Genomic DNA, 23622 nt, shown 5'->3' with positions numbered 1-23622 from the left:
AATATGACTTTATATAAACAACTTGTCGCGGGGATGATAGCGGTATTTTTGATGCTGATGGTTTCAGTTTTCATCATCGAATTTAACACAACGCGAAACAGCCTGATCCAGCAGCAGCGGTCAGAAATGAACAATACCATCAACACTGTCGGTCTTGCTTTGGCACCTTACTTGGAAAGCAAAGATCAAATAGCGGTTGAATCGGTCGTTAATGCTCTATTTGATGGCAGTAGCTATTCCATCGTGCGTCTCATTTTCCTTGATAATGGGGAAGAAATTATCCGTTCCTACCCCGTCAAACCACTCGATGTGCCCGACTGGTTTACTGGCCTGCATTTATTTGATCGTATCCATGATCGCCGAGTCGTGACCAGCGGCTGGATGCAACTCGCTGAGGTTGAAATCGTAAGCCATACTGGGGATGCTTACACCCAGCTTTGGAATGCATTTGTTCGCCTAGCCATGGCCTTTAGCCTCATCTTCGCCATTGGCTTAATGTCGATCGCTTTTATCCTAAAACGCGCACTGCGTCCTTTACACCTCATCGTTACTAAAATGGAGCAAGTGGCGCGTAATCAATTTGGAGACCCATTGCCCAGACCTTCGACTACAGACCTTATCTATGTTGTCGATGGTATCAATAGTATGTCTTCTCAATTGGAGCAATCATTTAAAGCCCAAGCACAAGAAGCCCAAAAACTCAGAGAACGCGCTTATATTGATCCCGTATCAAAACTGGGTAATCGCGCCTACTATATGAATCAGCTCAATGCTTGGTTAGGCGAAGGTGGGGTTGGTGGAGTTGCCATGCTTGAGGCAAGCTTTATTCATGATCTCTACGAAGAGAAAGGCTATAAAGCCGGTGACAGTATGGTCAGAGAACTGTCTGATCACCTCAGTGTCTCATTAACCTTTCCCGATATCACCATAGCGCGAATCTCTCCCGAAGAGTTTGCATTTATCATCCCTAACATGAGTGAAAATGAACTAAAAAATGTCTCTGAGAGCATCATTAATTATGTCCAAGGAATTAACCCTGATCCAACTGGGATGGCGAAATCAAATGTGGCGCTAGGTGTTGTGTACAATGAGGTGCCTAAAGACACATCCAGCATTCTGACTATGCTGGATAATGCGTTAGCGACAGCAAAATCGGATCCAGAAATTACTTTCGGTTACGTCACCAGTGACAACTCTGACAATCTGATGGGCAAGCAACAGTGGAAAGCACTAGTCGAAGAAGCCATGAGTAACGACTGGTTCAAATTCCGCTATCAGGCCGCAAACGATGGTTCAGGAGAAACCTACCATAGAGAGGTTTTCTCGGCGATTGAAAGAGATGGCGAAAGATTCAGTGCCAATCAATATATGTTTGCTTTGGAACAGCTCCACGCCAGCCATCTATTCGATGAGTACGTCATTCAAACCATGGTTACTCAACTCGAACAAGGCGCTTTCTCTGATCCTGTAGCAATTAATATCTCACAAAGTAGTATTGCTGAGCCAAGTTTTATTCGCTGGGTTACGCAAATCTTAAGCCGACATAAGTCAGCTGCCCCACTCCTACATTTTGAAATTCCCGAAAACTGCTTTGTTAATACACCTCATCACACAGCACTCTTTTGTAATGCAATTCGTAATGCAGGCGCTGACTTTGGTGTCGATAACTACGGAAGAAATTTCCAATCTTTGGATTATATCAACGAATTCAGACCCGCTTATGTTAAAGTTGACTATCTTTACACACACCACTTAGACGAGGAAAAACAGCAATTTACCTTAACTTCAATTTCGCGCACAGCACATAACCTTGGGATTAAGACTATTGCATCTCGTGTAGAAACTCAGGCACAACTCGACTTTTTAGCGGAGCATTTTATCGATGTATTCCAAGGCTTCATTGTAGATAAGTAAGAAGGTTACAGCCGTTAATGCAAGATCCTTTACTCAATTCACTCATATACATTAGCCGCTACTTTGGGCTAGCTAATTCACCAGAAGCTCTGATCAACGGCTTGCCACTATCGTCTGGAAAACTAACTCCGTTCTTATTCCCTCGATCAGCTGAACGCGCTGGGCTGGTCGCTAAAGAAAACCGTTCACAATTAACAAAAATATCAGAGCTAGTCCTCCCTGTTGTATTGCTTCTCAAAGGTGGGGACGCTTGCGTGCTCAATACGATTAACATAGAAAAGCAAGAAGCCGAAGTGGTCACTGGCGAATCAGGGCTAGTGCCCATTTCAATATCGATTGAGGAGCTTAATGAGCTGTATATAGGCCGCTATTTTCTCGTGAAAAAGCAGTTTCGTTATGATGAACGATCGCCAGAAATTTTAAAAACTCGTCAAGGTCATTGGTTCTGGTCAACATTGTGGCAGTCAAAAAATATCTATCGAGACGTTTTTATCGCTTCAATAATGATCAATTTGTTCGCAATAGCAGCCCCCATGTTTACACGTTTGGTCTATGACAAAGTTGTCCCCAATCTAGCCTTTGAAACACTATGGGTTTTGGCCAGTGGTATCTTTGTAATTTTTCTTTTTGAACTCACACTGAAAATTCTTCGCAGCTATTTTATCGATGTAGCGGGAAAAAAATCTGACGTACTCATATCGTCAAAGCTCTTCAGTAAGGTTCTTGGAATTCGAATGGAAGCCAAACCTCCGTCAGTCGGCGCTTTTGCAAGACACCTACAGGAGTTTGAATCAATTCGAGAGTTTTTTACCTCAGCAACGATTGGTTCTCTTATCGACCTTCCTTTTGCCATATTATTCTTATTGTTAATATGGCTAATGGCGGGAGACCTAGTCTGGATTCCTATATTTGGCGTTCTGATCCTCATTATCTATTCCATCATCATACAAGGACCACTCAAGCAATCGATTGAAGAAGGGTCTCGTTTGGCATCACAAAAGTATGCCAATCTCATTGAAAGTTTATCTGGATTAGAAACACTCAAACTGTTTGGGGCTCAAAGTCAATTTCAGTTCAAATGGGAAGAAGCTGTTGCACATATGTCGAACTGGAGTATTAAAAGTCGACGAATCACAGATGGTATTCACAACACTGCTGGCTTTGTTCAACAAGCCTCAAACGTAGGTATGATCATTCTTGGGGTGTATTTGATCGCCGATGGCGAACTTACCATGGGAGGCCTTATTGCTGCTACTATGCTCAGTAACAGAGCCATTGGTCCTATGGTTCAGCTATCACTCCTTTCGACTCGATATAATCAAGCCAAGTCTTCGTTGTCTATTATAGAACAAATAATGTCTATGCCTGATGAGCAAGAAGAGGGAAAACGCTATATTCATAGGCCAATAGTAAAGGGCAAAATCGAGCTGGATAAAGTCACTTTCCACTATCCGGACTCTACAATCGCTTCAATTCGCGATCTAAATATCACCATAAATCCTGGTGAAAAAGTCGCTATTATAGGCAGAATAGGCTCAGGAAAAACCACACTGGAGCGGCTAATTTTAGGGCTTTATCAACCAACAGAAGGCCATGTCCGTATTGACGATACAGACATACAACAACTTCACCATATTGATATCAGACGCAATATTGGTTGCGTGCCCCAGGACAGTCAGCTGTTTTATGGCTCAATACGTGACAATATCACCCTTGGTCGCCCGCTCGCTGATGATCGAGATGTCATGGACGCCGCAAATCGCGCTGGAGTGACCGTTTTTACTCAGCAAGATCCAGCAGGTCTTGAGCGCCAAGTCGGTGAAGGCGGGCTGCTGCTTTCTGGAGGGCAACGACAAGCGGTTGCGATCGCAAGAGCATTCCTACACAGGCCCCCAGTCCTTCTAATGGATGAGCCGACCAGTGCGATGGATAATCGCTCTGAAATGCACATTAAACAGCAGCTTTCCCAACTTAAAGCCTCAGAAACACTGGTTTTGATCACTCATAAAACATCAATGTTGGATGTGGTCGATAGAATCATAGTGATGGAAAAAGGCACTATCATAACAGACGGACCAAAAACTGAGGTTCTCAAGAATTTAAGACAAGGCAATATACGCGCGGTTAATTGATAGTTTAAAAAGATATTAATATGGCGAGAAAGAATAGGCCCAACGCACTCAAGTGCATTGGGCTGTTTTTACACAGTTAGTAAGTGGTTGCCATGGCATACTTTTGCTTTTAGATAGTTTTCGTTGCCGTCTTTAATATGAGCAGACGTATTTACTACTTCGATGATTTCAATACCAGAATCGGAAAGTTCATTAATTTTCTTGGGGTTATTGGTTACCAGTCTCACTTGAGTAATGCCAAGTGCATTTAGCATTTGTGCTGCCTCTGTAAAGTCACGGAGGTCATCATCAAAACCTAAATGGTTATTTGCTTCATAAGTATTCATGCCTTGACTCTGTAGCCGATAGGCATCTATTTTGTTGTATAAACCAATACCACGTCCTTCCTGTCGTAAGTACAAAATAATACCTCCAGACTCGCCCATTCGGTTAATGGTTTCCTCAAGCTGCTCTCCGCAATCACATCGAGAAGAGTGGAACACATCGCCGGTTAAGCACTCAGAATGCATGCGTACCAAAGGAACCACTGGCATTTTATCTGCTTGTTTAAATATTACAGCCACATGTTCTTTGTCCGTCTTAAGACCATGAAAAGATACTATTTCCGCGTCAATATTACTCTTAAGCCCAACTTTAAAATCTACTCGCGTACGTACTTTAGACATAGGTATACTCACTTTCGTGTTTGAGATAACTGGTGATTACTGACGTCTATTGAATGTGCACTTTTTATATGCAACTACATTATTTATGATTTGCATTATTAAGGCTAGGAGAATATCACAAATTTACCAAACTTGTTTCATATTATTTTGTCAATAGTGGGAATGGTACGACAATATCTATAAATAACAATCTATTAATAATTGAAACATTTATGTCACTTTCAGTGCTCGCGTTTGAATTCGGCTTTCAGTGCATGACAAACTGACGTTTTAGGCGAAAACATCAATAAAAGGCAGGCACAATCAATGTTTGTCTATTAACAAAAGAGAAATAAAAACATGCGCACTAGACTAGTGCGCACGGTAAGCTTTAAAAAATGATCGAGTGTGCTGAAGGACTCCAGCCAAGCACTATAATTAAACCGTCTTCAATCAATTAATTAGTTGAGCAGTTGGCAGGACCTAGTTCTTCCCACACACCCCATGGGCCAGATTGAGAGGGGTTTTCACCTTGTGTCCACCATTTGGCTTGCCACTCTCTCTTGTCCCAAGTGGCTTTATCGCCTCCATTGTAAGTGGCGTTTGCATCCCAGAGATTGTCACACTGACCTCCACCTGTACCTTTCTTTTCTACAACGACTGTCGTTGATGCAACCGAATTGGCTTTTGAATCGCTTACATTGACAGTAAACAATAGTGAGGTGTCTAGATCATACTCAGCGGCAGTGAAACTAACTCGCGCTCCATCAATATCGACTTTTAATTGAGAGGGAACTTCCCAACGATAAGTTAAAGGATCATTATCTGCATCGGTTGAACCCGAAGCATCAACAACGACTAAGTCTCCAGCTTTAACTCTTGCGGGGGCAGATACTTTAGCAATAGGCGGTGTATTGCCTGGCCCAGTATCTTTGGGCTCAACTTTGACGACCAGACTATCTGTCCCTGTTGCTCCTTGGTTATCAGTGACCACTAGCTTGAACTCCAGAGTTTCAACTTGCGCCACTTCTGAAACATCAAAGCTGGCCTTAGCCGTGTTTTTCCCCGCAAGGGAGACTGGTGTGCCAGCTGTCTGCTCCCATAAGTAACTTACGATGCTGCCGTCTGAGTCAGTTGACAAAGAGCCATCAATAACGACATTTGCAGGACCAACAACAGTAATATTCGGCCCAGCATTAGCGATTGGAGCTCTATTTGCTGGTGGACCACCCGCTACACCTTCATGCATAGCATTAAGAATATCGCCATTATCGGCATCAATTTCCCATGAGAATAAACCAGCTAAACCTAAGCTTCGAACATAAGCGCCTTTGGCTTTTACCGAGCGGTCATCATCGAAAGTAATCAGTTGGCCTGTTTTGGAATTCCAAACCCAAGGAGCCTCAGCTTGGCTATCATAGCCATACTCAAAGCCATTGACACCTTGTTTGTTGGCTCCAAGCATATAAGTTTTGATACCTTTATAATCAATCACTCCGTCTTCCCAGACACCTTGCTGTGTCGAACCTTTAAGCTTCCCTGTTGCGGTGCCTGTCATAGGATCATTTGGATCGGTCAAAGTATCAGGTTTAACCCCTTCCCAGCCTCTTCCATACATGGCGGTCCCCAGCACTAATTTGTTGGCTGGCACACCCTGATCAAGGATAAGTTTAATTCCATTGTCCCCTGTATAAGCTGGACCTTTGTAGGGCACACCATCTCCATCCACACCAGAGCCATCGCATTGACCAGGACGCATGAAAGTACCGCAATAGAGGGCTGTCTGGTGACCGGGCACATTATTCCAACCACCATAGAAGTCATAGGTCATAGCAAATATGTAGTCCATATACTGGACCGCATCGGCATAGTCCACATCTTCAATTTTGTCATAGCCCACACCAATCGCAGAGGTCAGCTCATACGTACGCCCTGAATCTCGCTCGAGCTGATCGAACATGGCACGTAGTTCTTGCATTAGAGCAACATAAGCGGGGCCATCATTTACGGGGTCTCCTAGATCAGGCGCAGCGCCACCGCCACCCGGAAACTCCCAATCGATATCAACACCATCATAAAATTTCCAAGTAGTTAAGAATTGTTTAACCGAGGCGACAAAAGTATCTCGATTCGCCTTATTGGTGAAATCATAAAAGGGATCAGAAAGGGTCCAACCTCCAATCGATGGGATAATTTTAAGCTCCGGATAACGCTGTTTCAGCGCCATTAGCATGGCATAGTTGCCCTTAATAGGAGAGTTAAAGGTATGTCCAGCTTGAGAAAAGCTCTTTTGATATGCAGCCCATGGATCATGGATTACTACCTCGTAGTCAGGCACTCCGGTACAAGCAGTTTTAAGTGCCTGATAGCTGTTGCCACCTACCGATTTTAGCGATTCATTGGGACCACAGATAGGGATAAAACCGTAAAGGATATGAGTGAGGTTGTGAGCAGGAATATTATCCACGGTAAAATCCCGCCCATAAATACCCCATTCGACAAAATATGCTCCCATAACCGTGTTAGCATCGATATTATAGTTTTTGTTATTAGGATCCACATTCATCGGCAAGGGTTCTAGGTGTGCACCGTCAGTATCAGCGACCACAATTTGTGCTGGAGAGCTCGCACTACAGCCCGATGAATCACAGGCTTCAACTGTTAACTGATAACGTCCACCTTGCGCATACTTGAAGTTGGCGGTAGTTTGGCTCGCTGAAATATTGCCACTGGCCACTTCAACACCATCAAAGTAAACCTTGTATGTGTCGCCAGTTGTACCACTCCATTGGTTAAACTTGATCTTGATATTGGCCTCATCAAAATACTTCACCATCTGTTTGTATCCAGACGTAGTATCCATCGCGAGTTCAATCTTGGAGAATTGAAGATTATTTGACCCATAAACATCAATGGTTGGGGTTGCGGGCAATGCCATTACTGAGGTCGATGATGCTAAAGCAATACTCGCAGCATACAAAGTTATCCGATTCATAGTTGTCTCTCTTATTCCTTGTTAACCTCCCTAAACTGGGAGTCTCGTCATGCCTGTTCTTATCAGATAAAGCACTGGAAAAAGGGAGCGTAATAACTCAGCTCTACTTCTTGTCGCATTCCGATGAACATAATTTGAGTATTTAAGAGACTTTTTTTTAAATGAAAAAAATAAACCTTGTTTTCGAGTCAAGCTTAAAAATTCGCGGAGCAAATTTACTGTGTTACATATTAAAGTGGATTTCGACCGAAATTTTATAACTATTCACAGAAGTTATTAATCAAATTATTAACTATAAAAGTTAACTTTCCGTGAAATCTTATCACTTTGACATTCCTCCAATTGAAATATTGGGTAGCACTAGGCAAAGTGTACGCTTTCCAAACTAAGTGGATAGAGTCATGAACATCAAAACAACATTTCTGGCTGCGGCAGCTCTGACGATAAATAGTCTAGCTATGGCAGATGTGACAATTACTGTACCAGACACTATCGATGTCTTGGTGGTAAACGATAGTAAGCCAGAGCTCTCGGGAAGTTTCTTCTCTTCAACAAAAAACCTCACCCTGCCCGATGGAGAAAACCAAATACTGTTTCGTTACCAGCCGTACTTCACCCAAGGTAGCGATCGTATCATCCTAGAAAGCGATCCAATTATTGCTAAATTTAATACCAGCGATGCCGAACTAAACTTTGATCTGCCTAAGTACAAAGATCGCTATGAAGGTGAAAAGGAAATCAAAAACCTTAAATGGCAGCTGACCACAGCAAGTGGTGCAGCTTTAACAATCAAAGAAGACAAACTCATTAAAGACGGGATGCAAGTTGGTCGAAATTTCAAATTAGAGTTAGCCGACTATAACCGTCGAGGTGGTGTGGCAGCAGTTGGAACCATGACTTCCCCAACAATACCATCGTCAGCACACAAAGTGGCGAGTGAAAGTCTAGAGACTGACTCAACAGCAGAAGAAATGTTGCATTTTTGGTACAACAAAGCCGATGCTGAAACCCAATCCCGCTTCAAACAATTCTTGCTAAGTAACGGCTCATAAGACGCAATTGCCAGCGTGTTTAAACGCTGGCTTCTTCGACATAATCTGTTGAAATTCCAAAGCAATGCTGTCCATGTGCTCGTAAACACTCAAACACCGCTTTGTCTAATTTACCCGCTTCAACCAAAGCACGTATTATTGGCATAGCTTCGCTCATTTTTAAACCATCGCGATACGGCCGAGACTGAGTCAAAGCTTGAAAAACATCCGCAACAGCAATGATTCTACTGGGTAAGTCAATATCTTTCGCCGTCTTTCCGAGAGGATATCCGCTACCATCAAGCCTCTCATGGTGATTAGCAGCCCAATCAACGATCTGACTAGAGTGGAAAATATTCATCAAGGCATGCCTGGTATCTGTCGCGTGACGTTTGATACATGCGTATTCCTCTTTGGTTAAATCTGTCGGCTTATGAAGAACAACAGAAGGCGTTTTCAGTTTGCCTATATCATGAACTAACCCAGCTAAGTACAACATACGCTGCGCCTTGGCCGAGAAACCAAGCTTCTTTCCTAGAAAAGCGCTAAGTTTGGCAACTTTTCGTGAATGTTGGCTGGTGAAGGGGCTTTTTGTATCTACAATCTCCGCAAAAAACTCAGCGACTGAAATGGAATCTTCTAAACCCATTCGCGATGCAAAAAAAGGCACGCTTGGGAAACGACTGGCTAAAGTCTCGATATATTCGGGTTGCATAGAAAACCAAAAATCATCACTGTTTATCAACTCGGACATACAGGTTACTAAATTCGGCTCAAATAAGGCGCCTGAATTTTCATCAAGTTCTTCTATGATTAAGTTCTTACCGTGTTTTGTGAGATTACCAAATTGGTCGAGAGGACTCCTGAGATAGAGAAAATCCACCCTATCACATATAAAAATCAAACTGGCGAGTTGTTTGTCTGTCAACGAAGGTCGGGAGTCTTTAGAAAGAGTTCGCCACTCGGTATGGTGATACAATACGGGCAATGCAAGCCCTGAAAGAGGCGGACAAACACTTAACAGTTGGTAGCCTTTATCGCAGTGGGCTTGAACATTCTCGGGTTGCATTGCTGCCAATAACGAAGCGCGTTCTTTAGGCTTAGATACACCACAATCATGAATCAATCCAAGAGCAAAAGAGACTTGAGCAAGTTCTTCTTCCCACCCCATTCTTTTAGAACATTTGTAGGCCATATACGCGACTCGATAACCATGCTGAATATCATCAACCCCCACGGCATCAAGGGAAGTAGCAATTTCAAACAACAAGTTACGCAAGTCTATACTGACATTATCCAGCAGCGCATCCATCTCTCACCACCTAACTTTATCTGGCTTAAACAGGCTAAACCAAACTATTTGCATAGGACCACACATTACTCATCGAAATTCATATAAATGTGATATGGGTAGCATTAAAGGGAGAATGGCGTGCTACATTTAAGGCTTCCACCCAGACTACATATTGCATAGTTACAAGGCTGGCTCTTTCTTATCGTCAATATACTCATTGATGGCCCGCACAAATTTCTTTTTGAGCTTGGCTATTTATCTGCGTCTAGTGATAGGATCAATGCTTACTTTAAACTGAGAACCTCCTGTGTCTTCGATACTCAAACTCTTCCTTGTGGTCTGTGCAATTGGTGTAGGATTCTTTACAAGAGATCTTTATCAATGGGTGAATACAGGCTCGCAAGTCAAACCTTTGTCAGAATATTGCCCTTTGACGACTCAGGCTTGTGAACTTGGTAATATTCGTGTAGAAGCTGATCGCGATATTAGTCAACCTTTAGTACCAACCAAACTCACCGTTGATTGGCCAAGCACTAAGCAGCAAAATCTGCTTGTTGTGTTGCAGGGTTATGAAATGGAGATGGGCACCCTGATGTTTAAGCTCAACAAAAGCGATGCTCATCAATATAGCGGTTCAGTGACACTCCCAGTCTGCACCAGTACCACTATGACTTGGGTTGGCGAGATCACCGACGGTCAGCAAAGTATAAGCACATCAATTAGGATGGAACAATGAGTAAAAAATGGTCTTTAATCTTAGTCGCTGCATTCGCACTCGGATTTGGCGTTAACTCTTATCTGGATTCAAAGCCCGACGAAGAAGCTCCCGTTGCCTCAAGCAAAGAAGTTATCCTGTTTGGCAAAGACGACAAGCCTGTTTCAATTTTTGATCAACAAGACTCAAGAATTCGTATCGTGTATTTTGGTTTTACGCGCTGTCCGGACGTGTGTCCTACATCACTTGCCATGCTGGCAGGTGCGTTCAACCAAGTTGACGATTCAATCACATCAAAATTTAGACCTGTGTTTATTTCCCTTGATCCTGAACGGGATGCAGCAGCGGACTCTTACAAATATGCACAATATTTTCATCCTATGATTGAAGGGCTGTCAGCACCACTGGATGTAACGACACCTCTCGCTCATAAATACGGTGTCATCTTCCGTAAAACTCAGTTAAAAAATTCAGAGCTCAAATACACCCTAGATCACAGCTCTTATTTTTACTTCCTAAAACCAGACGGCAAATTAATCACTAAAGTGCCGCACACGCTGACACCAGCACCTCTGGTCCAAGCAATGAAAACACTTACTTCACAAGGAAATTCGTAATGAAGTTCAAAGCCCTAATTCTCGCTTCTCTTGTTCTTAGCCCACTTGCTAATGCTTGCGGCGACATTATGTTCTCACATACTTATGCGCGTGCAACCCCACCTAATGCTGCAACTAGCGCAGTGTTCAGTCAGATCATGAACCACAGCGATAAAGACCGTGTGATTGTCTCAGCAACAACAGAAGCGGCTGGCAAAGTAGAATTGCATGACGTAATAAAAGAAGGCGACGTAATGAAGATGCGTCAAGTCGATAAGCTCACTATCCCAGCGAACAGCATGATCGAATTAAAGCCTGGTAGCTTGCACATTATGTTGTTCAACCTGAAAAAACCTCTAGCTGAAGGTGAAAACATTGATGTCACCCTCACCTTTGCTAATGGTGAAAAGAAAGTCGTCTCTGCACCGATTAAAAAGGTGATGAGCGGCATGAAGCATCAACACTAATTAGTGTGCCACCTAAAATAGATCACCCAGTTGGGTGATCTATTTCTTTTTCAATTACAATAGATTAATAAGCACGATGGTAAACGTTGCCCCTATCCCAGAGATAAACAAAGCGACACCGGCCCTTGAGGTACCATGTAACTTGGTCCACATGAATAAGCCCGTCAACGAGAACAAAATCAGAGATAGGGCCGCTAAATCACCAAAGAACTGCCAGCTTATCCCTGTCCCCATTCCTCGATGAAGTCTATTCATGAAAGCCCCAAAATTGGGATCTTGCTGTTTCACTCTCACCACCAATGTTTCCGGCACGTAGTAAACACGGAGACTACCGTTAAGACCAACCTTACTTAAGCTCCACACCTCCGGAATAGCAATAAACCCGCTCTCTGTTGGCAAGGGTATAGACTCTTTCACCATGACTTCAGTATCATCAAACCAGTCAAGATATTGATTTCTAGAGAAAGACTGAAACTCATGAGTGCTGTTAAACGGATGATCTAAGTTAAGGGTCTGGCTAATCATCTCCGTTTTTGGACCCGGTATTTTGAGTGTTGACCTATGCTGAAGCAATAAACCCGTCAGGCCATAAAGAAGCATGAGAGGGACCAATACGATTCCAGTCCATGCATGTATTCGGCGTAACCATTTGTTGTTATGTAAAGGGAATCTGCGTTTTCTCATAAAAAATGGCCAGCATTTTCTGGCCATACCTTTTGGTTAAAATTTATAGCTAGTCGTTAGGTAAAACTCTCTCGGAGAACCTGGCATGATCTGGCTAGCACTCGTTGCGCTGACGTAATACTCTTTATCCAAGAGGTTCTCAACACTTAGCTGGGCAATCCAGTTATCCCACTCGTATCCAACACGTGCATCGAAGCGAGCATAACCGGGTAAATTGACCTTGTTATTTTTATCTGCAAATCTGTCGCCAACCGCAATAAACCCGGTTTCACCAAACAAACCAGATTCTTGCTTGTATCCAACAAACAATTGACCATTCAATTGAGAGGTATTGGTTGGGCGGTTACCTTGCACATTACCCTCCGCTTTTACCAATTCTGCATCTTGGTATGCGACGCCACCTCTCACCGTAATTTGTTCGCTAATAAAACCATTGAACGACAGCTCGATACCGTCAGTTCTTTGAAGACCTGTAAGGATGATTTTGCTTAGATCTAGAGGGTCTTTGGTTCTTTGGTTGTACATCTCTAAACGGTATACCGACAAAGTCGTTGCAAGAGATCCACCAAACCAATCACTTTTAATGCCTGTTTCATACAAACGGGTATGCTCAGGGTCTAACTGATTGGCCTCTTTACCCGGGCTAATGCCGATAAGACCACCACCGACAGGTGAAAACGTCTTGCTGTACGAAAGGTAAGCGGCATGCTCCTTAACTGGATTCCAAACTAAGCCAAGACGAGGGCTCCAACTTGAATTAGAGACTGTTTCTTCAGAGTTATCAGTATTCTTATGTGTGTTAATTTTAAAGTCGTCATACCTTATGCCTGCCAAAGCAATCCAGTTGCCAATTGTCACCTGATCTTGAAGGTACAAGCCATAGCTTTCTACTTTATGCTCAGAATCAAACTGAAGTTTCATAGAACCATCATAGCTAGGTATCGTATCCGGGCGGTAGGCATTAGCAGGTGGAATGGTACCCGAATGTTTATATAATTTGGGAATACGTTCCTGCCATGACTGCTCCCAACCAAGAAGCAAGTTATGCTCAGCAATACCGGTGCCGAATTGGTTCTCTAATTCAAAAGTGTTTGAAAAGTTACTGGCGTTTAGATCTTGCTGATAGCGAGAGCGTTTTAAATCACCGTTAGCTTCTACACCTGACACGTAAGTGTTATCAAATTCGCTACTAAGATTGGTATAACTTAAAAGATGGCGAAGCTGCATTTCAGGATTAATCTGCCAAGTAAGTCTAGAGCGTGCTGATTGAGCAATGTCTTTTATGTAGTCACGGTCAGTATTGCTGTAAACCGTATCAATTGGAACATCAACGAGAGAGCCATTGATACTTGGAATTCCTCTATCTGGAACACGTTCTGATTCGTGACGTTCATATTGAACAAGCCATGTCACGTCATCATTGATATTCCAGTTGATGGAAGGAGCAAGCATATTTCGCTTGCTATCGACACCTTTGCGAAAACTGCCTGCATCTTCATAAGACATGTTAAGACGCACCTGGACCTCGTCATTCACTTCACCATTGAGGTCGGCATCAACTCGGTAGAAATCATGGCTACCAATCCTAGTTGTTAATTTAGAACCTAGGCCTACTTCTGGCTTTTTGGTCACTCGATTTATAATACCGCCAGAGCTACCTCTGCCATAGAGAACAGCCGCTGGCCCTTTTAGAATCTCGACTTTTTCTATATTTCCAAGATCTCTCGTGTACTGCATGTCATCTCTAAATCCATCTAAATAGAAGTCATTAGAGGCTTTAAAGCCGCGAATATTTAAGCCATCAAATCGAGTGTCACCGCTAGCATTAACCCCAGGGATTCCAACTAGGGCTTCACTAAGAGTGCTATTACTAAAGGCGGTGATTTCTTCAACAGGCAGGCTTTCAATGGTCTGAGGAACTAATTTTGCGGGTGTTGCGACTTTAGTCGCCGTCGTCACTTGAGAGTGCTGAGTTCTTTCACCAACAACGGTTATTGTTTCCTCTTGTTCGGCTAAAACAGGAGTGCTAGCGGCCATAATAGCCATAGATATTAGATTGAATTTAAGGTTGTTTTTCATAAAGTGTTTATATAACGAACATGAATGCAATTAAGAATTATTAACATTATCATTTATAAAAAATCAACTAAAGACAAAAGTGTCAATAAATGTAAATGGGGAGCACCCTCTGTAAGAAAAACAGAGGCTTAACTAGCCTTATTTATTACTGGAAGCAATGAGGCTATTAGCCTTGGGAAAGGCGGGGTTTTAGTAAGGGGGTCAGAAAGTCACATGAGGTCTCATAGAGACATTGGTGAAAAATAAGCGATCATGCCGATTTTGGGGGACGAAAAGAAAGTAGCGGCGTCATTCATGTCTTTCCCACCAAAGTGATGAATCGAAAGACCACTTTAGAACAAAAAGAAATCAAGGCTTAGAGGTAGAGAAAATATCTGGGTGCTTAATACTTCAATTTTACCGGATAAGCCATTTAGTAAGGGTAGTGAATTATTTGCAATTAATAATGACTAAACTCTGCTAGTAGAGAAGCCTGTCAGTCAAATAAATAACGACAAGGATTGAAAGGCTAAGAAAAAAGGGGATACTCAATTTCATGACCAGCTTTTTCACCAAACTTGGGTTATTATCAAATACCATACCTTCTGCTTGTCTTACCCTTCGCTCCTCATCAAAATGCCACTTAATCGCCAAAAAGGCTCCAATGGCTAATATAATGAGCTTAAAAGCTCCTGCAAAATATGGAAAAAAGTTAGCCCAGCTGTCATTCATTATCTATCTCCATCAAACTAAATATGGATTTTTTATTATAAAATTTAGAGTTTATTGGTTACATCCGAAAGAACAAGTTTACTGCTCTTACTAGAGGCCTACAAGTCAATTTAAATATTAACTTCCGTACTTGTTAACTTCATATAAAATCAGTATAAACATTTATAACACAATAAGTTATTGTAGAGCAGTCAAATAGATTTTCGCTACACATAACGCCATTCGAAAGGAAGGAGAATATATGGAAATAGTTGAAGCCAGTCTTTCAGATCTAGACTCATTCTTCAAATATATAGAGGTGTAGCTTCTTGAAAATGCCGATGATAATTCCCCCCTTTTTCAGCCAATATCTAAAGAAAGTTGCCACATTTCTGATGAGTTTAAAGCTGAGTTTCAAGATGGATTTAAGTACAACTTAGGAGAGCACGGCTGGAGAAAGCTCTGGGTAATAAAAGACTCTAACCAGAAGGTGGTTGGCCATATTGACTTACGACATCACAAGGATGCCTATAAATTTCATCGCGTTCTTTTGGGTATGGGTGTTGACTCTCGTATACGAAAACAAGGTTTAGGTATAAAACTCATTGAGTGCGTGACTCAGTTTTGTATTCAGAATCCAGCTATCGATTGGTTAGATCTCAGTGTTCTTTCTGATAACTTTCCTGCGAAAAATTTGTATTTAAAGTCTGGGTTCAAAATCATAGGAGAAATGACCGATTGCTACCGTATAGATGGAAAAGCTGTCTCAGAAACTCTGATGACACTATGTACTAAAAGTCATGCTTAAGTAATTCCTTAGTTTACATAATACACAAATAAATTTATGACCTTGTTTTACAACACCTCAAATTTCAATACATCTTAGGCAAGGTCATTCATAAGTTTTTCCCCTATAACTACTTATTTTTTGATCCGAGAAAGCCTCCTTACTTCAGCGACTGGTTGCCTTACCCACCCCTAAATATGAAATTAATTACAATAATAAATCAATAGATAACTTGAATATACATTATCAAACCCAATAAATGTGGTACTAGGTGAGTATTTATTGGTGAAAAAATGTATCTAAACAAAATCAACAATATAGACCGTCTCTGTCAACAGAACGAATTCAACAAAGATGAAAATAGTGAGCCCAGTTTGGCAAGTAAAGTTCGCTCTGTGTCTCATAAACGACGCCCTAAAAAGCTTGGCTTATCTTTAACTATGCCCAAGGAAACAACAAAAGGATCCTTGTTAGGTACAGGTCTGTGCGGTGAGGTTAGACGAGATCTTGCTCATGAAGGGTTTGTGTTAAAAAGCTTTAGCCGCTATTCCAAAGAACTTGCTCAAAAAGAATGCAGTCTATTTATTCGTATATATGGGGAAGGAAGCGCTGAAGTTATAGAAGAAGCTGATGGACTTTATTTACGCATGTTAGAAGTTCCCGGAGTGTCTTTGGATAAGTGCAACCCGTCTGAATTGCCTGATAATGCGCGTGAGTTATTTTTCCAAATGATATCTGATTTAAATGAAGCAGGTATCATCCATGGAGATCTGCATTCTGGCAATATTATGTACGATAGAGACGCAAATAGGTTTTGGCCAATTGATTTATCTAACGCCTATGACTCTTACTATGATAGCTCGCCTCATGGCCGAGCTTTGATGGATATAGACAACGAAAAAAGGTTCAAGCAGGTAATGAGAAAGTTAGGTGCCTAACTCTGTGTGATATGGGTGTATTTATCGCCATCTACTCAACAAAAAATAAACCATCGAAGATGGCCCCCCCTCGCGAGCTCCAACGAGCTCGCCTTTAAAGGCATTAATAATGTGTAAAGCGTAAAGCTCCCTCGTTTAAGTAAAATCAACGCTTTCAGCATGTTCCCTATTTATGCGATTTTAAACTTCTTTGTCTTTGTACTAACCACTTATCCAAATGGTTGGCGAATTGCTGCCTATCAGCTTGACTTAAAGGAGCGGGTCCACCGGTTTGCACGCCACTACTACGCATGGTTTCCATAAAATCGCGAATATTGAGCCGGGACTTTATATTTTCTTTGGTAAATAGCTCGCCACGAGAACTCAATGCGTGACCACCTTTGGTTATAATTTCATCGGCCAAAGGAATATCACTGGTGATCACTAAATCATCTTTCTCACAGCGCTTCACTATTTCGTTATCTGCCACATCAAACCCAGATTGTACCTGCAGCATAGTAACTTTAGGTGATGCGGGAGTGCGAATAAACTGGTTTGCCACCAAAGTCACTTCAACGCCTGTTCGCTCAGATGCTCGAAACAATACATCACGAATAACAACTGGACATGCGTCAGCATCTACCCATATTTTCATTACTTATTCTTCCCAATACCTTCAATGGCTCCATTAAACCCCAAAAGTCATGCTCTTGGTAGAACTATCTCTGTTAATAGGGAGATGAAATAATTCATAATCAGCATGAATGAATTAGAGGTAACAAAAAACAAAACTTAGTTATAGGAGGACAAATTATAATCTTTCTTCCACTAACTATTCATTTTTCACCAAGAAAAAATACAGCCTTGTTGTCCTAGAAACACAGCGATATCAGCTGGTAAACCCCCATAAAACTAATAATTAAATCAATAACAAGAATGGCAAACACTAAAAAATGAGATCTGTAATTAAAAGTATAAGATCAGCTTACAAAACGAAGCTTACATACAAAAAAGAATAAAAAGCCAAGAAATATGAATTGTTAACCAAAAAAAAGAGAGAGAAGCAAAAACATACATAAAGTGAATAATATGAAGATAATGGTGTTATTTTGAGCTAAAACGCCTTTTTGTGTAAACTTAAGATTAAAATTAACAGTAAAATAAGCAAAAAATGTTACCTATAGGTTAAAGTTAATGACAGATAGGTGATCTTTGTCACATCTATATATCTAACAATGCATTTTACGTTCGTATTTTTCTCTTCCCCTGATACCCTCCTGAACACCTTGAAGTGAACTCAAGGTGAATAACTATAAGGAGTGTTCACGATGAATACCAAGAAACCTATGTCGCTCACCAGCCGTGTTATCTTAGGCATGGTAGCGGGTATCTTGACAGGATTTGCCATTCGCAGCCTTTTCGCCGACAACGGATTTGTCGACACATATATAGTCAATGGATTGTTTGACGTTGGTGGCCAAATTTTTGTTGCCAGCTTAAAAATGCTTGTTGTACCGCTAGTCTTTGTTTCACTAGTCTGCGGTACAAGCTCACTGAAAGATCTTTCGACCTTGGGCCGAATGGGTGGTAAAACGCTCGCTTTTTATATTGCGACGACGACTATTGCCATCACTTTTGCTCTTGTTATGGGAAGTGTTTTCCAGCCAGGTGCTGGAGCAGATCTCACCGCAGCTAGTTCGTTTAAGTCAGCCGAAGCACCTTCTCTGGGACAAGTTATTATCAACATGTTCCCAACCAACCCTATTAGCTCTATGGCTGAAGGTAAAACTCTGCAGGTGATTGTATTTGCAGTACTGTTTGGTATTGCCATTAGTGCGGCTGGAAAACCAGGTGAAAGAATCGCGTCTGTATTTGCCGATTTAAACGAAGTCATCATGAAGCTTGTCGCACTACTGATGAATCTTGCTCCTTACGGTGTCTTCTTCTTAATGGCTAAACTGTTTACTGGTTTGGGCTTAAGTGCCATAACAAACCTTGCTGAATATTTCTTAGTTCTTGCGGGCACCCTAGTTCTTCATGGTCTGGTTACCTACAGCTTGATGCTAAAAGGCTTTACAGGCCTAAGCCCAATTAAGTTTTTGAAGAAAATGGAAGATGCCATTATGTTTGCTTTTTCTACCGCTTCTTCAAATGCAACCATCCCTGTATCGATGGAAACAGCGAAAAATCGTATGGGTGTAGACAACCGCATTTCCTCTTTCACTATCCCTCTTGGCGCGACAGTGAACATGGATGGTACGGCAATCATGCAAGGTGTGGCGACAGCGTTTATTGCTCAAGCATTTAATATTGATCTCACCATGGGTGATTACTTGATGGTCATCCTAACCGCGACTCTCGCTTCAATTGGTACTGCAGGTGTACCTGGAGTGGGCCTAGTTATGCTTGCTATGGTACTAAACCAAGTGGGCTTACCTTTAGAAGGTATAGCGTTAATTATGGGTGTTGATCGATTGCTTGATATGATCAGAACCGCGGTTAATATCACAGGTGATAACGCAGTTACTGTCATCGTTGCTAAATCAGAAGGGGCACTCGATGAAGAGCGCTTTAACAACCCACTAGCAGGTGAAAAAGAAGAGCAAGTGAGTCTAAAACACTCCGAAGCATAGACAAGTCGCTCACCTAATCATTAATAAATATTTAATGAGTTCATAGGTCTCATAAGTAAGATAGAAAAGCCCCCAAACAAGTGTTTCGGGGCTTTTTCTTTATAATCAAATTACTAAGGCTACCAGCCATTCTTACTAACAAAAAAACACCCTAATAACCGATCGACCCACTCTATTTACACCATTATCAATAGAGTCAAAAACCATTATTGCCATAAGCCAATTCGGAGGGTACGATCATGTTCCACAAAGCTAAACTTTCAACCTTTATTGCCGTATCTCTCACGCCGATATCATTGGCAACCATGGCAGAGCAAGCCTCATATGGAGCGAGCCAACTCATGTTCGAAGCTCATAATACATGTATAGTACGCTTCGATGATTCCGTCAGTAAATTTGATGTAGAAGGAATGGCTCGCGGCATACTTGTTTCAGCCAATGCAAAGGCCAAGCATATTTATAGCCACAGCATTAAAGGATTCGCGGTTAACATGCCATGCAACCAAGCACACAAAGCCTTTGGCGATAACGACTCCATTGCAAGCTTTGAACAAGACAGCCTTGTATTTGCGGTTGCTCCCCCTCCAGGAAAAGGCAAGAATAAAGATGAAGAGCCAAGCGAACCACCAGCAAGCCAAACCACACCATGGGGGATCAGCCGAGTCGGCGGGCCGTTTGACGGTTCTGGACTGACTGCTTGGGTAATAGATACAGGTATTGATCTTGACCATCCGGATCTTACCGTTGACTCTTCAAGAGGCTACAGCGCGTTCTCTAATGGCCCAGATAGTAATCCAGATGATAGACACGGCCACGGTACCCATGTGGCAGGAACCATAGCAGCACTTGATAACAGTATCGATGTTGTCGGCGTTGCCGCTGGGGCGACTGTGATACCTGTAAAGGTATTAGATAGAAGAGGCTCTGGCACGACTTCAGGTGTTATTGCAGGCATTGATCACGTAACTGCAAATGGTTCTGCTGGTGACTGTGCGAATATGAGCTTGGGAGGTGGTAAAAGCGCATCACTGGATGCTGCCGTTCAAGCATTGGGCGCAACAGGTGTATTAGTGTCACTCGCTGCAGGTAATGAATCCCAATTTGCTGGCAATGTGTCTCCGGCTGGAGCAAATGGCCCGACAATCTATACTATTTCTGCAACTGATCTTAATGACAACTTTGCGTCTTTTTCTAACTATGGAAACCCACCCGTCGATTATGCAGCCCCAGGGGTTGGCGTTCTTTCCCTAAGAGCTGGGGGAGGCACAACAACAGCAAGTGGCACATCCATGGCTGCCCCCCATGCTTGCGGTGTCCTACTCAGTGGCAGTCACACCAGCAGTGGCACTGCAAATGGCGATCCAGATAACAACCCAGACCCAATTATTCACATGTAACACATAAGACTGCAAGCAGCGCAATGAAGTAAGATCTTCATTGCGCTTCCATATGCCTACTTCATATTGAACTCACACCACACTTATTGCCAGATATCCTTAGTTAACATAGAAATTGTTCTACTCCAACCTTGTAAGTTTGCTAAAACATGTCTTTAATTTTATGAGGTTAGCAACACTGATTGAGTGACTAGCATCACCTCAAAAGATTGGTAATCAGAGAGTAAATTCAAGCGGTTCGATACTTTTTCTAGTGGCTTACGACTCGCTTTTTCCAGTGAACTGACACGCTTTTAGCCCGTATTTTTATCGCGGTAAGACAATATCAGATTTGGAACTCAGTCATGACTCAGCGTAAACCAAAAAAACAAACCTTTTCTATTCGGGTAACCATAGGCTCACTGTTATCGCTGGTGACTGCGCTGACCGCCACTTTAGCGTTATCGATTCACTATCATTTTATCTACCAAACCCTAGAAGAGCATCAACTCGAAGAATCTTCTAAAGTAGCAGAGCACGTCAGTAACAATATGAAGGATACTGACACTCGTATGCGTAACATTACCTCTACTCTTGCCCATGTCATTGACCCGTCAAACGATACTAAAAAATGGCTCCCTGCATTTTTAGCGACATTAGAAGCAACTCCTGAGCTTTATAGTATCTTTTACGGTACTCAAGATGACGATTTCTATCAGGTGATTAACTTAGATGTGGAAAAAACATTAAGAGCAAGTATGGATGCAGAGCCTACTGACAGATGGGTGATGGTCAATGTTAGACAAACCAAAGACGGAGAAAGAAAAAAGATCGTTTCCTTTATTAGTCAAGACCTCAAGGTTCGCAAGACTCAAGAAACCTTAAGTGGCTATTTTCCATCTTTAAGGCCTTGGTACCAAAATGCCAAGGCCAACTCTGACCAAATCATCAAAACAGAGCCCTATATATTTAGCCAAGTCGCGGTGTCTGGGCAAACCTACGCCACTCAAAATACCTCGGGAACAGCAGTAATAGGAATCGATGTATTACTCTCAACCCTTTCAACCATACTTAAAAAAACTTTTGAAGAGCAGTTAAGTGAGGCTTATGTTTTTCGTCAAACTGGGGAGCTGTTAGCAGATACTCACCCAATTCCTAAAGAAAAGCCATTGCCAACACTTTCCGCTCTAGTGATGACGGAGCAAGAAAAAGCACTGGTTAAAAGTTTAGGCCCTTTACGAATATCCAATCAAAGAAACTGGGCTCCCATCGATTACAGTGTTCTTGGCGAGCCCAGAGGCTACGCCATTGATATGGTTAAAATGATAGGTGAAATGACAGGTATACAATGGGCCTTTAGTAACGGATTGGATTGGAGTGAACTAGTCAAACAGTTCAATGACGAAAAGCTCGATGCCTTACACTCTCTTCAATACCATAAAGACGGCTATGCCCAAGGCGCATTTAGTGAACCCTTATTCTCTTTACCTTTTGGAGTTTTGGTTCCAACGTCACTTTCCGGGGTACGAGACCTTGCTGAATTCAATGGTGAGAGCGTTGCCATCTTATCGGGATGGTCTATTATACCCAAACTAAAGAAGGCCTATCCCAACATTGATATCATAGAAGTCAGTGACTCGTTCGAAGGGCTAACGCTACTCAAAACAAGTAAGGTTAGTGGATTCATCGATACTAGCGCCATTCTTCAAAACGCTGTTCATCAATACTTTACCCATGGTGTCACCGTTATTGAGGACATAGCACCTTTTAATCGTGAGTTTGAGACTAAATTTCATATCGCGCTCAACCAGCGCTACGCAGCATTACTGCCAATAATAAATCGAGCAATAGAAGAAGTTAATGGCACCCAAAAGGATTTCCTACTAGCTAAATGGTTTGGTGACTCGGCGGCAACAAAGCATAGAGTCATACCTCATGCTGCATTTTATGACATGATGACCTCACCTTCGCAGCAAGGTAAATTAATCAACGCGACAACAAAATCAGGTGACACCTATATCTATTTGCAGCCTGTCGGCTCTTCTTCTCCCAGTGAGTTTTTGGCTATCACCTTGCCAGTCTCCATCCTTCATAACCAAGTCGTACATCAGGTTTTATACGCCACGGGGATATCTGCATTAATCATGTTACCTATGCTATGGCTCGCGTGGCTATCTGGTACCCCAATTATTCAAGCAATTCGCTCACTTAGACAAGAGACTCGAAAAATTCAAGCGCGTAACTACAATGAACTGCAACCTGTTAAAAGCCGAATACGAGAAATATCTCAACTTTCAACCTCTGTCGAAGAAATGGCTAATCAGCTTCAAGCACATGAAAAGCAACAAGAAGCCTTACTTGACTCCATTGTTCAGCTTATCGCAAGAGCTATTGATGATAAGTCTCCCTACACCGCAGGCCATTGTAATCGCGTTCCTGTTATTGCCATGATGCTGGCTGAAGCTGCCGAATCATCAACACAAGGGCCTTTTGAAACCTTCCGTTTTCATAACGAACGAGAAAAACGAGAGTTTCAAATGGCAGCTTGGCTCCATGATTGCGGAAAAATAACCGTCCCAGAGTATATAGTCGATAAAGGCACCAAATTAGAAGCAAAGTAAGCTGGCGGTAAACCCCATCTAATCATTTCCTTTTAAATTCGGTATTG

Annotated in this window: 17 protein-coding genes and 1 pseudogene; 11 read left to right on the top strand and 7 right to left on the bottom strand. The window is 42.2% G+C overall.

The window, feature by feature from the left end:
• The first annotated feature begins 3 nt into the window (after positions 1-3).
• Together AAFM34_RS08270 and AAFM34_RS08265 are read left to right on the top strand one after the other, a co-directional pair.
• Complete coding sequence (locus tag AAFM34_RS08270; RefSeq protein WP_341661788.1) at positions 4-1914, top strand: EAL domain-containing protein; 1911 nt, start codon at positions 4-6, stop codon at positions 1912-1914.
• Between the two features lie 17 nt (positions 1915-1931).
• A complete protein-coding gene (locus AAFM34_RS08265; protein ID WP_341661786.1) occupies positions 1932-4046 on the top strand; it encodes a type I secretion system permease/ATPase in 2115 nt (704 codons plus the stop codon).
• 68 nt (positions 4047-4114) lie between these two features.
• Here AAFM34_RS08265 and ribA read toward each other — a convergent pair whose 3' ends face one another.
• Both ribA and AAFM34_RS08255 read right to left on the bottom strand, forming a co-directional pair.
• On the bottom strand, positions 4115-4711 hold the full coding sequence (gene ribA, locus AAFM34_RS08260; RefSeq protein ID WP_341661784.1) for a GTP cyclohydrolase II: 597 nt from the start codon (positions 4709-4711) through the stop codon (positions 4115-4117).
• A 436-nt stretch (positions 4712-5147) separates the two neighbouring features.
• On the bottom strand, positions 5148-7685 hold the full coding sequence (locus AAFM34_RS08255) for a glycosyl hydrolase family 18 protein (protein WP_341661782.1): 2538 nt from the start codon (positions 7683-7685) through the stop codon (positions 5148-5150).
• Positions 7686-8086: 401 nt separating this feature from the next.
• On the opposite strand from AAFM34_RS08255, the gene AAFM34_RS08250 reads away from it, so the two are divergent.
• Positions 8087-8737, top strand: a complete 651-nt coding sequence (locus tag AAFM34_RS08250; protein ID WP_341661780.1) for a DUF2057 family protein — start codon at positions 8087-8089, stop codon at positions 8735-8737.
• Positions 8738-8756: 19 nt separating this feature from the next.
• Here the strand turns inward: AAFM34_RS08250 and AAFM34_RS08245 are convergent, their stop codons facing one another.
• A complete protein-coding gene (locus tag AAFM34_RS08245) occupies positions 8757-10028 on the bottom strand; it encodes an HD domain-containing phosphohydrolase (protein WP_341661778.1) in 1272 nt (423 codons plus the stop codon).
• Positions 10029-10317: 289 nt separating this feature from the next.
• Here AAFM34_RS08245 and AAFM34_RS08240 point away from each other — a divergent pair, with 289 nt between their 5' ends.
• Genes AAFM34_RS08240 through AAFM34_RS08230 form a run of 3 tightly spaced genes read left to right on the top strand, consistent with a single transcriptional unit; the run spans position 10318 to position 11788 of the window.
• The gene (locus tag AAFM34_RS08240) at positions 10318-10746 is read left to right on the top strand and encodes a hypothetical protein (protein ID WP_341661776.1); all 429 of its coding nucleotides are present in this window, start codon (positions 10318-10320) and stop codon (positions 10744-10746) included.
• Positions 10743-11342, top strand: a complete 600-nt coding sequence (locus tag AAFM34_RS08235) for an SCO family protein (RefSeq protein ID WP_341661774.1) — start codon at positions 10743-10745, stop codon at positions 11340-11342. The genes AAFM34_RS08240 and AAFM34_RS08235 overlap by 4 nt, the downstream gene beginning before the upstream one ends.
• Entirely contained in the window at positions 11342-11788 is a 447-nt protein-coding gene (locus tag AAFM34_RS08230; protein WP_341661773.1) for a copper chaperone PCu(A)C, read from the top strand. Before AAFM34_RS08235 ends, AAFM34_RS08230 begins: the two co-directional genes overlap by 1 nt.
• Positions 11789-11842: 54 nt before the next feature.
• Here the strand turns inward: AAFM34_RS08230 and AAFM34_RS08225 are convergent, their stop codons facing one another.
• From AAFM34_RS08225 to AAFM34_RS08215, 3 genes are all read right to left on the bottom strand, one after another.
• Positions 11843-12472: a PepSY-associated TM helix domain-containing protein gene (locus AAFM34_RS08225; RefSeq protein ID WP_341661771.1), complete on the bottom strand. Its 630-nt coding sequence runs from the start codon at positions 12470-12472 to the stop codon at positions 11843-11845.
• A 36-nt stretch (positions 12473-12508) separates the two neighbouring features.
• On the bottom strand, positions 12509-14551 hold the full coding sequence (locus AAFM34_RS08220) for a TonB-dependent siderophore receptor (protein WP_341661769.1): 2043 nt from the start codon (positions 14549-14551) through the stop codon (positions 12509-12511).
• A gap of 459 nt (positions 14552-15010) precedes the next feature.
• A complete protein-coding gene (locus tag AAFM34_RS08215; protein ID WP_341661767.1) occupies positions 15011-15262 on the bottom strand; it encodes a hypothetical protein in 252 nt (83 codons plus the stop codon).
• A gap of 241 nt (positions 15263-15503) precedes the next feature.
• Between AAFM34_RS08215 and AAFM34_RS08210 the strand changes: the two are divergent.
• Positions 15504-16049 (top strand): annotated as a pseudogene (locus AAFM34_RS08210) (GNAT family N-acetyltransferase).
• A 272-nt stretch (positions 16050-16321) separates the two neighbouring features.
• Positions 16322-16966 (top strand): RIO1 family regulatory kinase/ATPase, encoded by a 645-nt coding sequence (locus tag AAFM34_RS08205; protein ID WP_341661765.1) that lies wholly within the window; start codon positions 16322-16324, stop codon positions 16964-16966.
• Positions 16967-17132: 166 nt separating this feature from the next.
• Here AAFM34_RS08205 and AAFM34_RS08200 read toward each other — a convergent pair whose 3' ends face one another.
• The gene (locus AAFM34_RS08200) at positions 17133-17600 is read right to left on the bottom strand and encodes a YaiI/YqxD family protein (RefSeq protein ID WP_341661763.1); all 468 of its coding nucleotides are present in this window, start codon (positions 17598-17600) and stop codon (positions 17133-17135) included.
• A 673-nt stretch (positions 17601-18273) separates the two neighbouring features.
• Between AAFM34_RS08200 and AAFM34_RS08195 the strand changes: the two genes are divergently transcribed.
• The 3 genes from AAFM34_RS08195 to AAFM34_RS08185 all read left to right on the top strand — a co-directional run bounded on the left by AAFM34_RS08195 (position 18274) and on the right by AAFM34_RS08185 (position 23575).
• Positions 18274-19578: a dicarboxylate/amino acid:cation symporter gene (locus AAFM34_RS08195; RefSeq protein ID WP_341661761.1), complete on the top strand. Its 1305-nt coding sequence runs from the start codon at positions 18274-18276 to the stop codon at positions 19576-19578.
• A gap of 239 nt (positions 19579-19817) precedes the next feature.
• Positions 19818-20975, top strand: coding sequence for a S8 family serine peptidase (locus AAFM34_RS08190; protein WP_341661759.1), 1158 nt, complete (start codon positions 19818-19820; stop codon positions 20973-20975).
• A gap of 344 nt (positions 20976-21319) precedes the next feature.
• A complete protein-coding gene (locus tag AAFM34_RS08185) occupies positions 21320-23575 on the top strand; it encodes a transporter substrate-binding domain-containing protein (protein ID WP_341661757.1) in 2256 nt (751 codons plus the stop codon).
• The last annotated feature ends 47 nt before the right edge of the window (positions 23576-23622 follow it).

It is taken from the genome of Vibrio sp., assembly GCF_038138445.1.
Classification (GTDB): domain Bacteria; phylum Pseudomonadota; class Gammaproteobacteria; order Enterobacterales; family Vibrionaceae; genus Vibrio.
This window is presented reverse-complemented; position numbering and strand designations above follow the sequence as displayed.

Coding starts and splice junctions, on each gene's coding strand:
- ribA (WP_341661784.1), bottom strand. CDS start 4,711: ATGTCTAAAGTACGTACGCGAGTAGATTTTAAAGTTGGGCTTAAGAGT.
- AAFM34_RS08230 (WP_341661773.1), top strand. CDS start 11,342: ATGAAGTTCAAAGCCCTAATTCTCGCTTCTCTTGTTCTTAGCCCACTT.
- AAFM34_RS08190 (WP_341661759.1), top strand. CDS start 19,818: ATGTTCCACAAAGCTAAACTTTCAACCTTTATTGCCGTATCTCTCACG.
- AAFM34_RS08215 (WP_341661767.1), bottom strand. CDS start 15,262: ATGAATGACAGCTGGGCTAACTTTTTTCCATATTTTGCAGGAGCTTTT.
- AAFM34_RS08205 (WP_341661765.1), top strand. CDS start 16,322: ATGTATCTAAACAAAATCAACAATATAGACCGTCTCTGTCAACAGAAC.
- AAFM34_RS08220 (WP_341661769.1), bottom strand. CDS start 14,551: ATGAAAAACAACCTTAAATTCAATCTAATATCTATGGCTATTATGGCC.
- AAFM34_RS08235 (WP_341661774.1), top strand. CDS start 10,743: ATGAGTAAAAAATGGTCTTTAATCTTAGTCGCTGCATTCGCACTCGGA.
- AAFM34_RS08250 (WP_341661780.1), top strand. CDS start 8,087: ATGAACATCAAAACAACATTTCTGGCTGCGGCAGCTCTGACGATAAAT.
- AAFM34_RS08265 (WP_341661786.1), top strand. CDS start 1,932: ATGCAAGATCCTTTACTCAATTCACTCATATACATTAGCCGCTACTTT.
- AAFM34_RS08185 (WP_341661757.1), top strand. CDS start 21,320: ATGACTCAGCGTAAACCAAAAAAACAAACCTTTTCTATTCGGGTAACC.
- AAFM34_RS08270 (WP_341661788.1), top strand. CDS start 4: ATGACTTTATATAAACAACTTGTCGCGGGGATGATAGCGGTATTTTTG.
- AAFM34_RS08200 (WP_341661763.1), bottom strand. CDS start 17,600: ATGAAAATATGGGTAGATGCTGACGCATGTCCAGTTGTTATTCGTGAT.
- AAFM34_RS08255 (WP_341661782.1), bottom strand. CDS start 7,685: ATGAATCGGATAACTTTGTATGCTGCGAGTATTGCTTTAGCATCATCG.
- AAFM34_RS08225 (WP_341661771.1), bottom strand. CDS start 12,472: ATGAGAAAACGCAGATTCCCTTTACATAACAACAAATGGTTACGCCGA.
- AAFM34_RS08195 (WP_341661761.1), top strand. CDS start 18,274: ATGAATACCAAGAAACCTATGTCGCTCACCAGCCGTGTTATCTTAGGC.
- AAFM34_RS08245 (WP_341661778.1), bottom strand. CDS start 10,028: ATGGATGCGCTGCTGGATAATGTCAGTATAGACTTGCGTAACTTGTTG.